The 10,972-nt window shown below is 69.4% G+C and carries 9 protein-coding genes and 1 pseudogene; 4 read left to right on the top strand and 6 right to left on the bottom strand.

Annotated features, from left to right (window positions below; all coding sequences use genetic code 11):
* Window positions 1-190 (bottom strand): annotated as a pseudogene (locus ER13_RS13025) (YihY/virulence factor BrkB family protein); the annotation flags it as partial.
* 93 nt (window positions 191-283) lie between these two features.
* On the opposite strand from ER13_RS13025, the gene prmC reads away from it, so the two are divergent.
* Entirely contained in the window at window positions 284-1,198 is a 915-nt protein-coding gene (gene prmC, locus ER13_RS13020; protein WP_008263545.1) for a peptide chain release factor N(5)-glutamine methyltransferase, read from the top strand.
* Between the two features lie 217 nt (window positions 1,199-1,415).
* Here prmC and ER13_RS13015 read toward each other — a convergent pair whose 3' ends face one another.
* A complete protein-coding gene (locus ER13_RS13015) occupies window positions 1,416-1,790 on the bottom strand; it encodes a GIY-YIG nuclease family protein (RefSeq protein ID WP_035309868.1) in 375 nt (124 codons plus the stop codon).
* A 275-nt stretch (window positions 1,791-2,065) separates the two neighbouring features.
* Between ER13_RS13015 and ER13_RS18720 the strand changes: the two genes are divergently transcribed.
* Window positions 2,066-2,215 (top strand): hypothetical protein, encoded by a 150-nt coding sequence (locus ER13_RS18720; protein ID WP_197019790.1) that lies wholly within the window; start codon window positions 2,066-2,068, stop codon window positions 2,213-2,215.
* 213 nt (window positions 2,216-2,428) lie between these two features.
* On the opposite strand, the gene clpB is transcribed toward ER13_RS18720, so the two are convergent.
* Window positions 2,429-5,017 carry an ATP-dependent chaperone ClpB gene (gene clpB / locus ER13_RS13010; protein ID WP_035309866.1) on the bottom strand — a complete coding sequence of 863 codons (2,589 nt, stop codon included), beginning with the start codon at window positions 5,015-5,017 and terminating at the stop codon, window positions 2,429-2,431.
* Between the two features lie 200 nt (window positions 5,018-5,217).
* A complete protein-coding gene (locus ER13_RS13005) occupies window positions 5,218-5,862 on the bottom strand; it encodes a LysE family translocator (RefSeq protein ID WP_035309864.1) in 645 nt (214 codons plus the stop codon).
* A 133-nt stretch (window positions 5,863-5,995) separates the two neighbouring features.
* Here ER13_RS13005 and ER13_RS13000 point away from each other — a divergent pair, with 133 nt between their 5' ends.
* Window positions 5,996-7,903 carry a BCCT family transporter gene (locus tag ER13_RS13000; protein WP_035309862.1) on the top strand — a complete coding sequence of 636 codons (1,908 nt, stop codon included), beginning with the start codon at window positions 5,996-5,998 and terminating at the stop codon, window positions 7,901-7,903.
* 50 nt (window positions 7,904-7,953) lie between these two features.
* Entirely contained in the window at window positions 7,954-9,600 is a 1,647-nt protein-coding gene (locus tag ER13_RS12995; RefSeq protein ID WP_035309860.1) for a serine hydrolase, read from the top strand.
* A gap of 4 nt (window positions 9,601-9,604) precedes the next feature.
* Here the strand turns inward: ER13_RS12995 and ER13_RS12990 are convergent, their stop codons facing one another.
* Together ER13_RS12990 and ER13_RS12985 are read right to left on the bottom strand one after the other, a co-directional pair.
* Window positions 9,605-10,348, bottom strand: coding sequence for a DUF4893 domain-containing protein (locus ER13_RS12990; RefSeq protein ID WP_035309857.1), 744 nt, complete (start codon window positions 10,346-10,348; stop codon window positions 9,605-9,607).
* Between the two features lie 56 nt (window positions 10,349-10,404).
* Window positions 10,405-10,972, bottom strand: a 568-nt coding sequence (locus ER13_RS12985) for a DUF4893 domain-containing protein (protein ID WP_035309856.1), incomplete at its 5' end; no start/stop codon positions are given.

The following is a 10,972-nucleotide window of genomic DNA, read 5'->3' as shown; positions in this document are numbered from 1 at the left end:
GCCCGACCTTGTGGCCCTGGGTGTAGAGCAGATGGGCGGCGCCGGCGCCGGCGGCCAGGCCGCCCGCCGTCGCGGCCACGAATTTCCACAGGCGGCCCAGACCCCCGGCAGGGCGCCCGCGCCGCCCCTCCGACCGGGCGGCGATCAGGCGGCGAAGGGCGGCGGCGGCGGACGGCTTGGGCTTGGACATCAGGAGGCCAACGGCGAAGCTGGCGCGACGTTCCCGAGGCGCCGAAAATCGGCTGCGCTTGAAATCCCGGCCGCGAAGGGCCAATCACCCGAAATGACCACCGAGCCCCTCTCCCCCAAGCCGTCCGACGGCGCCGCGACCCTGCTGACCGTGTGGAAGGCCGCCCAGGCCCGCCTGAAGGGCGGCCGCATCGACAGCCCCGCCATCGACGCCCGCCTGCTGCTGGAAGCCGCCGCCGGCGCCAGCCGCATGGACATTCTGACGGACCCCTACCGCGTCGTCACGCCCGAACAGCACACGGCCTATGAGGCCATGATCGACCGCCGCCTGAAGCGCGAACCCGTGTCGCGCATCGTCGGCAAGAAGGGCTTCTGGAAGATCATGCTGAACGTCACCCCCGACGTCCTCAGCCCCCGCCCCGACACCGAGACCCTGATGGACGTGGCCATGCTGGCCTTCGCCAGGACCCAGGCCTTCAGCGCCATCGACCTGGGCACCGGCTCGGGCGCCATCCTGCTGGCCCTGCTGGCCGAGCGGCCGGCGGCCCACGGCGTCGGCACCGACATCTCGACCGAGGCCCTGGCCGTGGCCAAGGAGAACGCGGCCAACCTGGACCTGAACGACCGGGCGGCCTTCCTGCGCACCGAATGGGCGGCGGGCTTCGGCGACGCCAGCTTCGACCTGGTGCTGTCCAACCCGCCCTATATCCCCACCGACCACATCCCGACCCTGGACCCCGAGGTCCGCGACCACGACCCGCACCTGGCCCTGGACGGCGGCCCCGACGGGCTTCAGGCCTATCGCGACCTGGCCCCCGAGGTGAAGCGGATCCTCAAGCCCGGCGGCGTCTTTGCCGTCGAGATCGGCTGGGACCAGGGGCCCCAGGTCAAGGCCCTGTTCGAGGCCCAGGGCTTCGCCGACGTCAAGGTGGTCAAGGACCTGGGCGAACGCGACCGCGTCGTCACCAACGGCCCGGACCCGAGGACCAATCCGATCCCGCAGGAGTGAGATTTCAGACTCGCGTCGAAAAAACAGTGTCTGAATAGTCTGAATAGTCTGAAATCCGCCCTCCCTCCGACGCCACCCGCCCGATGCGGAGGCGCGGCGTCATCATCCCACGGTTTCGAACCCTGGTAGGGAAACCGGCGTGAATTTTTATCAGAGCTTTGAAAACCAACGGGTTCGTCGGCGGAGTTAGGGGCGCTGGCGCCTGTGCGGCGTCCCGTTACCCTTCGGGCTGCGAAGCGGAACCGGGGAACCCCTCATCCTCGACGGGCGGCGTCCAGTTCGGGTCATGGACCGGATACCAGCCCTCAGCCAGATCGCGCCAATCGGGGTTGGCCGCCTCGATCAGTTGCAGCTTCCAATCCCGCAGCCATTTCTTGATCCGCTTCTCACGGCGAATGGCCTCCACCACCCAGGCGTGCTGTTCGAACCAGACCAGTTGGGTGCAGCCATAGGCCTTGCCGAAGCCGTCGAAGGCGCCGGTCCGATGCTTCCACACCCGCGCCGTCAGGTTCGCCGTCATGCCGACATAGAGCGTGCCGTTCCGCCCGCTGGCCATGATATAGGTGGCGATAAAGGTGCGATGGGGCGGCATTCGCACAACCTATACGACACACGACCTTTCGTCATCCACGCCCCCTCTCACTTTCGTCATCCTCCGGCGAGCGCAGCGAGACCGGGGGACCCAGCGGCGCGCGAGAGCGCGAACCTGTCGCGGACCAAGTCTTCCCGCATCGTGCGGCGGATGGATTTCGCCTGACGGCGCCTCCCCCGGTCCCGCTCCGCGGGCCGGAGAATGACGAAGGGTCCCCCGGTCTGCGCCGCGAAGACGCGGCTTGCCGGAGGATGACGAAAGGAGGAAGGCGTTGAATGCGTGGCCCTACCCAATCCCAGCAGCCGAACGGCGACTGGCAGAAGCGCGACGAAGGCAATGGTCAGTTCATGGAGCGGAAATCGTCTCCGGGACCGTTCAAGGGCGTCGCGAAAGAGCCGGACGGCCGCGACACCAAGAACGCGTAAGCGGCCCTAACCGCCCCGCTCTCCTTCGTCATCCTCCGGCGAGCGCAGCGAGACCGGGGGACCCAGCGGCGCGCGAGAGCGCGAACCTGTCGCGGACGAGGTCTTCCCGCAACGTGCGGCGGAGAGATTTCGCCTGACGGCGCCGCTGGGTCCCCCGGTCTGCGCCGCGAAGACGCGGCTTGCCGGAGGATGACGAAAGGAGGGGACGGAGGCTCAATGCACCCGCGCCTTCCCGATCTCCAACCCGCCCTCGCCGGCCGTCACCGCAATCACCCCGCCGTCCTCGATCTCGCCGGCCAGCAGTTTCCGCGCAATCGGGTCCACCAGCTCCTTCTGGATCACCCGCTTCAGCGGCCGCGCGCCATAGGCCGGGTCGTAGCCGCGGTCGGCCAGCCAGGCCAAAGCCGCGTCGTCCAGGGACAGGTTCAGCCGGCGGTCGGCCAGCAGCTTCTCGAACCGTGACAGCTGGATCCGCACGATGCCGCCCATCTGTTCGCGGCCCAGGCGGTGGAACAGGATGATCTCGTCGATCCGGTTCAGGAACTCGGGCCGGAAGTGGGCGCGGACGGCGTCCATGACGAAGGGGCGGACGGCCTCGACGTCGTCGCCCTCGCCCTGTTCGGCCAGATACTGGCTGCCCAGGTTGGAGGTCATGATGATCAGGGTGTTGCGGAAGTCGATGGTGCGGCCCTGGCCATCGGTCAGGCGGCCGTCGTCCAGCACCTGCAACAACACGTTGAAGACGTCGGGGTGGGCCTTTTCGACCTCGTCGAACAGGACGACCTGATAGGGGCGGCGGCGCACGGCCTCGGTCAGGGCGCCGCCCTCGTCATAGCCGACATAGCCGGGAGGGGCGCCGATCAGGCGGGAGACGCTGTGCTTCTCCATATATTCCGACATGTCGAGCCGGGTGATGGCCGCCTCGTCGTCGAACAGGAACTCGGCCAGGGCCTTGGTCAGTTCGGTCTTGCCCACGCCGGTCGGGCCCAGGAACAGGAAACTGCCCAGGGGACGGTTGGGGTCGTTCAGGCCGGCGCGGGCGCGGCGCACGGCGTCGGAGACGGCGGCCAGGGCCTCGTCCTGACCCACCACGCGGCCGCCCAGGGCCTCTTCCATCTTCAGCAGTTTCTCGCGTTCGCCTTCCAGCATCTTGTCGACGGGGACGCCGGTCCAGCGGCTGACGACGGCGGCGATCTGTTCGGCGTCGACGACCTCGGGCGTCAGGGGACCCTTTCCGCTGGTCTCATTGGCCTCGGCCTCGGCCAGTTGTTTTTCGATCTGGGGGATCTGGCCGTAGGCGATTTCGGACGCGCGGCCCAGGTCGCCGGCGCGCTGGGCGTTGGTCAGTTCCAGACGCAGGCGGTCCAGGGTTTCGCGCAGCTGCGCGCCCTGGCCGACCTTGTCCTTTTCGGCCTTCCACTGGGTGGTCAGGTCGTCGGACTGGCCTTCCAGATCGGCGATCTCGTCCTCCAGCTTTTCCAGCCGGTGCTGGGAGGCCGTGTCGGTTTCTTTCTTCAGGGCCTCGCGTTCGATCTTCAGCTGGACCAGGCGGCGGTCGATCTCGTCCAGGGCCTCAGGCTTGGAGTCCACGGCCATGCGCACGCGGCTGGCGGCCTCGTCGATCAGGTCGATGGCCTTGTCCGGCAGGAAGCGGTCGGTGATGTAGCGGTTCGACAGGGTGGCGGCGGCGACGATGGCGCTGTCGGAGATGCGGACTCCGTGGTGGACCTCGTACTTCTCCTTCAGTCCACGGAGGATCGAGACCGTGTCCTCGACCGTCGGCTCGGCGACGAAGACCGGCTGGAAGCGCCGGGCCAGGGCCGCGTCCTTCTCGACGTGTTTGCGGTACTCATCCAGCGTCGTGGCGCCGACGCAGTGGAGTTCGCCGCGCGCCAGGGCCGGCTTCAGCAGGTTGGAGGCGTCCATGGCGCCGTCGCCCTTTCCGGCGCCCACCAGGGTGTGCATCTCGTCGATGAACAGGACGATGCCGCCCTCGGCCGCCGAGACCTCGGACAGGACGGCCTTCAGCCGCTCCTCGAACTCGCCGCGGTATTTGGCCCCGGCGATCAGGGAGCCCATGTCGAGCGCCATCACCGTCTTGTCGCGCAGGCTCTCGGGCACGTCGCCGTTGCCGATGCGCAGGGCCAGGCCCTCGACGATGGCGGTCTTGCCCACGCCGGGCTCGCCGATCAGGACGGGGTTGTTCTTGGTGCGGCGGGCCAGGACCTGGATGGTGCGGCGGATCTCTTCGTCGCGGCCGATGACCGGGTCGATCTTGCCGTCGCGGGCGGCCAGGGTCAGGTCGCGGGCGTAGCGTTTCAGGGCGTCATAACCGTCTTCGGCGGCGGCGCTGTCGGCGGTCTTGCCCTTGCGCACCTCGGCGATGGCGGCGTCCAGCTTGTCGGCGGTGGCGCCCGAGGCTTTCAGCACCTCGGCGGCGACCCCGCCCTCGCGCGCCAGGGCGGCCAGCAGGCGTTCGGTGGTGACGAAGGCGTCGCCGGCGGTCTTGGAGGCTTCCTCGGCGGCGGCGAAGACGCGGGCGGTGTCGCCGTCCAGATAGAGCTGGCCCGAGCCGCCGGTGACCTGGGCGCGCTTCTTCAGCGCGGTCTCGACATCAGCCTCGGCGCGTTTGGCGTCGCCGCCGGCGGCGGTGATCAGGTTGCGGGCCAGGCCGTCGCGCTCCTCCAGCAGCACCTTCAACAGGTGTTCGGGGGCGAACTGCTGGTGACGGCGGGCCAGGGCCAGAGACTGGGCGGACTGGACGGCCTGTTTGGCGCGGTCGGAGTAGAGATCGAGATTCATCGTGTCGTGTCCCCTCGTGAGGCGGAAATGGTCCGACGCGCCCTCTGGAGAGCGACGCGGTCGTTCGCTGAAGGAAGTGGGTGTGTTGATCCGGCCACACAAGTGCCCCCAACGGTCGAGGGTTCGCCTTGACCGGAATCAATTGCGGCGGCGCCGTCTGTCGTCCCTGGCCGACGGCCGGGCCGCAGACGCGAGCCGGCCTAGAGCCGCGTCTCCCAGGCCGTCCAGGCCGCGATCAGCACCAGCCCGCCCGCCATCAGGGCGCGGCCGCCTGCGCCCTGGCTGACGGCGCCGCAACGGCTCACGCGGGCTGCGGTGACGACGATCAGTCCGTGAATCGCCACGCTGACCGCCACATGCACCCCGCCCAGGGTCAGCGCCTGGGGCAGGGCCGGGCCGTAGTCCTGACGCATGAAGCCCGGCAGCAGGGCGATATAGAACAGCGCCGCCTTCGGATTCAGCAGATTGGCGGTCAGGCCCCGCAGGAAAAGCGCACGACGACGATCACGCGTCTGGGGCGCCGGACGGGCCGGACCGCCCTCGCCCTTCCAGGCTTCCCAGGCGAGCCAGAACAGAAACCCCACGCCCGCCCACCGAATGGCCTGATACAGGGCCGGCCAGGCCAGCACGATCTCGGTCAGGCCGAAGGCGGCGGCCAGCATCCACAGGGTCAGGCCCAGGGTGATGCCCGCCACCGCCGACAGCCCCGCCGTGCGGCCCTGCGACAGGGACACCAGCGCCAGCCAGCCCATGTTGGGACCGGGCGTCAGCTCGATCAGGACGACCGCCGCCAGAAACGGCAGTATGACCCCCGGATCGACCGGCCCGTTCGTCAGAAATTCCATTCAAGCCTCCAGTGCGATCTCTAGGCCGCCTCGGGCGCCGGGTCCAATCGCGGGGTGTTCGCCGCCGATCGCCTTACGCGCGACGGGGCGGGGCGGGGCGGGAACCTCCAGCTTCGCCATACGCTTTCAGCCGATGCTGAGATCCAAGATGAACCCGCGCGTCTTCTGGGGCGCGAGCGCCATAGCCGGGGCCCTGCTGCTGGTCGCCCTGGTCGCGCCCGGCGCCTCGGACCTGTTCTTCGGCCGCGCCCAGGCCTGGGTGATCGACACCTTCGGCTGGTTCTATGTCGCCTCGGTCGCCGGCTTCCTGGCGGTGGCGGCCTATCTGGCCCTGGGGCCGACGGGCCGGCTGAAGCTGGGGCCCGACGACGCCGAGCCCGACTTCCCCTATGTCTCCTGGCTGGCCATGCTGTTCGCCGCCGGCATGGGCATCGGCCTGATGTATTTCGCCGTCGCCGAGCCGATCCAGCATTACGCCGCCCCGCCCGAGGCCGCGCCCGGCACCCTGGACGCCGCGCGCGAGGCCATGGTGATCACCTTCACCCACTGGGGCGTCCACGCCTGGGCCGTCTATGCGATGGTGGGGCTGAGCCTGGCCTATTTCGCGCACCGCAAGGGGCTGCCGCTGACGCTGCGGTCCGGGCTGTCGCCGTTGCTGGGCAAGCGGATCAACGGGCCGATCGGCGACGCCGTCGACATCTTCGCCATCTGCGGCACCCTGTTCGGCATCGCCACCTCGCTGGGCCTGGGGGTGTCCCAGATCAACAGCGGCCTGAACTATCTGACCGGCCTGCCCAATACGCCCTGGATGCAGGTGGGCCTGATCGCCCTGGTCATGGCGGCGGCGACCGCCTCGGTCCTGACCGGGCTGGACAAGGGGGTGCGGCGCCTGTCGGAGCTGAACCTGGTCCTGGCCGTGCTGCTGATGCTGTTCGTGCTGGTGGTCGGGCCGACGGGCTTTCTGCTGAAGGCCCTGGTGCAGAATTTCGGCCTGTACCTGGACCATTTCTTCATCCGCACCTTCAACCTCTACGCCTATGAGCCGCGCGGCTGGATGGCCAACTGGACCCTGTTCTACTGGGCCTGGTGGATCGCCTGGTCGCCGTTCGTGGGCATGTTCATCGCCCGAATCTCGCGCGGCCGGACGGTGCGGCAGTTCATCATCGGCGTGCTGCTGGTCCCGACCGGCTTCACCTTCCTGTGGATGACGGTGTTCGGAAACACGGCCATCAGCCTGGACATGGGCCAGGCGGCGGGTGCGATTTCGCAGGCGGTGCAGACCGATCTGTCGACCGCCATCTTCCACTTCCTGGAGAACCTGCCGGGGGCGGCGATCACCTCGACCCTGGCGGTGCTGCTGGTGGCGGTCTTCTTCGTCACCTCGGCCGACAGCGGGTCGCTGGTGATCGACACCATCGCCTCGGGCGGGGCGGACGACACGCCGCGCTGGCAGCGGGTCTACTGGTGCACGCTGGAGGGACTGACGGCGGCGGCCTTGCTGCTGGCGGGCGGGCTGAGCGCGCTCCAGGCCGCCACACTGATGGCCGCCCTGCCCTTGACCGTCATCATCATCCTGCTGTGTCTGGCCCTGATCCGGCAGATGAACGCCGACCTGAAGGGCGAGACGGTCGAGACCGAGACGCCGCCGCTGGGCGAGCGGTTGAAGCGGATCTTCGCCCCGGCCAGCCGCCGCGACATCGCCCGCCAGATGCAGCGTCACGGCGTTCCCGCCCTGACCGAGGTGCGCGAGGCCCTGGTCGCCGAAGGCCTGGACCAGAGCCGGGTCGAGGCGGACGAACAGGCGGTCTGGCTGGTCGTGCCCCACGCCGAGGGCCGCGACTTTCTTTACCGACTGGGCGCCCGGTCGCGCCCCCTGCCCGCCATCACCCCGTTGGACGCGCCGGAGGGTCGCCGCGCCATCGAATGGCGCATGACGGCCCAGACCGGCGAGGGGACCCGGCCGCGCGACGTGACCGGCTTCACCCGCCAGCAGATCGTCGCCGACGTGCTGGACCATCTGCAGGCCTGGCGGCTGGTCTAGAGGGGAAAGGCGCGTTAGCGTCACGGCAGTCTTCGCCGGAGCCTTTCCTGATGTCCCTTCGCCTGTCGCGCCGTTCCCTGTTCGCTTCCGGAGGCGCGGCGGCGCTGGCGGCCCAAGCCGCCGGCGGTCCCGTCTGGGCGCAGGCGGCCAATGACGATGCGGGTCTGGCCGAGGCGGTGGACGCCTATGTGACCCAGGCCATGGCGGCATGGCCCGACCAGCCGGCGTTGGGGATCGCCGTGGTCAAGGACGGAACGCCCGTCCTGACGCGCGGTTACGGCGTGAAGCTTCAGGGCAAGCCCGCCCGGGCGGACGAACACACCCTGTTCGCCATCGCGTCGAACACCAAGAACGTCACCGCCGCCGCCCTGGCCATCCTGGTCGACGAGGGCAAGGTGGCGTGGGACGCGCCCATTCGCACCTATCTGCCCGGTTTCACCCTGTCGGACCCCTATATCGGCGAACACATCACGGTGCGCGACACCCTGAGCCACCGCGCCGGGTTCGGCCTGGGCGCCGGCGACCTGCTGTTCTGGCCCAACAGCGACCGGACCCGCGCCGAGGTCCTGGCCCAGGCCGCCTTCGTGCCCATCAAGGACGGGTTCCGGGCGCGCTATCACTATTGCAACCTGATGTTCGTGGTCGCCGGGGCGGTGATCGAGGCGGTGTCGGGCCTGACCTGGGAAGACTTCATCCAGACCCGCATCCTGGACCGCGTCGGCATGAGCGAGACCGTGCCCCTGGCGCGGCTGGCCGATCCGGCCAGGTCCGCCCTGCCCCATGGCCGGGTCGGACCGCCGTTGCGCTATCAGGGGGCGATGACGCCGATCGCGGCCTCCATCGTCGAGGTTTGGAACTGGGATTCGGCGGCGGCGGCGGGCGGAATCTGCACCACCCCGACCGACTGGGCCAAGTGGATCGCCGTGCGGCTGAACGACGGCCTGCTGCCCGACGGAACCCGGCTGTTCTCGGAGGCGGCGGCGCGCGAGATGTTCAAGCCCAACATCATCGTCGGCAGTTCGCCCGGACCGACGGCGGAGCTGCCGAATCGGGCCATCGCCTCGACCTATGCGATGGGGCTGCAGGTTCAGGACTATCGCGGCGAGCGGCTGATCAGCCACGGCGGCGGCTCGCCCGGCGGGATTTCGGCCACGGTGCTGATCCCCGGCCGCAAGACCGGTTTCAGCATCTTCTCCAACGCCGAGGAAAGCTTCCTGCTGCGCGCCCTGCGCGCGGGCATCGCCGACCTGTGCATGGGCAAGGTCGATGTGGACTGGATCGCCGACTCCAAACGGCTGGAGGCCGAGGGCAATGCGAAATCCATCGCCGCCGCCGCCGAGATCGACGCCAAACAGGCGGCGGGCGCGGCGCCGAGCATGCCGTTGGAGGCCTATGCCGGAACCTGGCGCGACCCCTGGTACGGCGACATCACCATTGAACGGAAGACCGAGGGCCGGGGCCGAAATCGCAGGACCGGCCTGTGGCTGACCTTCACCCACACCCCGGCGCTGCAAGGCTGGCTGGAACCCTATGACGGCGAAACATTCCGCACCCGGTTCCCGGACAAGCGCGAGGAGGACGCCTTCGTCACCTTCAACATCCAGACCGCCAAACCGGCCACGGCGACGATGAAGGGCGTGTCGCCCGACATCGACTTCTCATACGACTATCAGGATCTGAAGCTGACGCGGGTCTAGCCGATCAGCGCGTGATCTCGACCAGCTCCAGCTTGGCGTCCTGCCTGGGCCAGGGCAGGACCAGCCGCCAGCGGTTCTGGCCGATCCGTTCCAGCACCCCGACCTGGTCGCGCGCGGTGTCCTGGCCATAGGCGGGGACGGCCTTCTGCGCCTCGCCCACGGCCTGGGCTCCGACATAGACCAGGCGACGATCCGTATCCGGATAAAGCAGGCCGCGCATCCGCTGCGACCCGGCGGTCTTGGCCAGGATCAGATCGCCGCCGGGGGTCATCTCCACCGAACAGGCGGCCCAAGGCTGTTCGACAAAGGCGGCGCCCTGGCCCTCGGCGTGGCGTCCCAGCCTGATTGTGCGACAGCGGTAGTCGCCGGGCGCGGGCTGAAGCTGGCCCGCCTGGGCGGCGTTGGGATCGACCAAAGGCCCCAGGGCCTCGACCTGACGGGCGAAGCCGGCCGTTTCCGCCTCGGCGCGGCTCATGCGCCAGGCCTGATCGAGCCGTCCCAGCAGGCTGGCGTCCCCGGGCGTGGCGACGCTGCGCCAGTTGTCGGTCCCGCCCTGGACCCCGCCGGTCGGGGTCGCCGCCTGCTGTTCGGGCGTCGCCCGGGCGGGCGGCGCGGCGCGGGCCGGCACGCCTGCGGCGGGTTCGGACACGGCGGGGGAAATCTCAGCCGCGCTGTTCGGGCTGTTTTCACCACAGGCCGCAAGGGCGGCGGTGGCGGCGAGGGCGAAGACGAGCGGGGTGCGGCGCATGATCGAGCTTCCGTGGGATACGCCCCCCCTAACGGCCGAGCCGCCGCAAGGTTCAGTCAGCCGCCGCTGGCGGGGACCAGCTCGATCAGATCCAGATTGGACTCATACTGCGGCCAGGGCAGGACCAGCCGCCAGCGCGCCTCGCCGATCCGTTCCAGCACGGCGACCATGTCGCGGTCGGGATTGCGGCCGTAGGAGTTGGCGGCCGGTTCCTGGGCCAGGGCCATGGAGCCGAGCAGCAGCATGTGGCGGTCGTTCTCGGGGAACAACAGGCCCGACGGACGCTGCGACCCCGTCAATTTGGTGAACTTCAGGCCGCGCGAGGTCTGTTCGATCCGGCAGGCGAACCAGCCGTAGATTACATAGCCCAGACCATCCTCACCGCCCTGGGAGCCCAGTTTGACGGTGCGGCAGCGGTAGTTTCCGGGCGGCGGCGCCACGTCGGCGCGGCCGGCCCTGGGGTCGATCAGATCGCCCAGACTGTTCAGATCGCCGGATCCACGCTGGCGCCCCGCCTGTTGCAGGGCCAGGGTCCAGGCGGCGTCGCGACGCTGATACCGGTCGCGGTCCGCCGCGGTGATGACGCCGCGCCAGTCCATCAGCACCGCGCCGGAGCCGCCGGGC

This window comes from Brevundimonas sp. EAKA, from assembly GCF_000698025.1.
GTDB lineage: Bacteria > Pseudomonadota > Alphaproteobacteria > Caulobacterales > Caulobacteraceae > Brevundimonas > Brevundimonas mediterranea_A.
Note: the sequence above shows the minus strand (reverse complement) of the source record. Positions and strands in the feature narration are given on the sequence as shown.

Excerpts from the sequence above, each read along its gene's own strand:
- ER13_RS12990 (WP_035309857.1), bottom strand. The coding sequence starts at position 10,348 with ATGCGCCGCACCCCGCTCGTCTTCGCCCTCGCCGCCACCGCCGCCCTT.
- ER13_RS12995 (WP_035309860.1), top strand. The coding sequence starts at position 7,954 with ATGTCCCTTCGCCTGTCGCGCCGTTCCCTGTTCGCTTCCGGAGGCGCG.
- ER13_RS13005 (WP_035309864.1), bottom strand. The coding sequence starts at position 5,862 with ATGGAATTTCTGACGAACGGGCCGGTCGATCCGGGGGTCATACTGCCG.
- ER13_RS18720 (WP_197019790.1), top strand. The coding sequence starts at position 2,066 with ATGCGTGGCCCTACCCAATCCCAGCAGCCGAACGGCGACTGGCAGAAG.
- clpB (WP_035309866.1), bottom strand. The coding sequence starts at position 5,017 with ATGAATCTCGATCTCTACTCCGACCGCGCCAAACAGGCCGTCCAGTCC.
- prmC (WP_008263545.1), top strand. The coding sequence starts at position 284 with ATGACCACCGAGCCCCTCTCCCCCAAGCCGTCCGACGGCGCCGCGACC.
- ER13_RS13000 (WP_035309862.1), top strand. The coding sequence starts at position 5,996 with ATGCTGAGATCCAAGATGAACCCGCGCGTCTTCTGGGGCGCGAGCGCC.
- ER13_RS13015 (WP_035309868.1), bottom strand. The coding sequence starts at position 1,790 with ATGCCGCCCCATCGCACCTTTATCGCCACCTATATCATGGCCAGCGGG.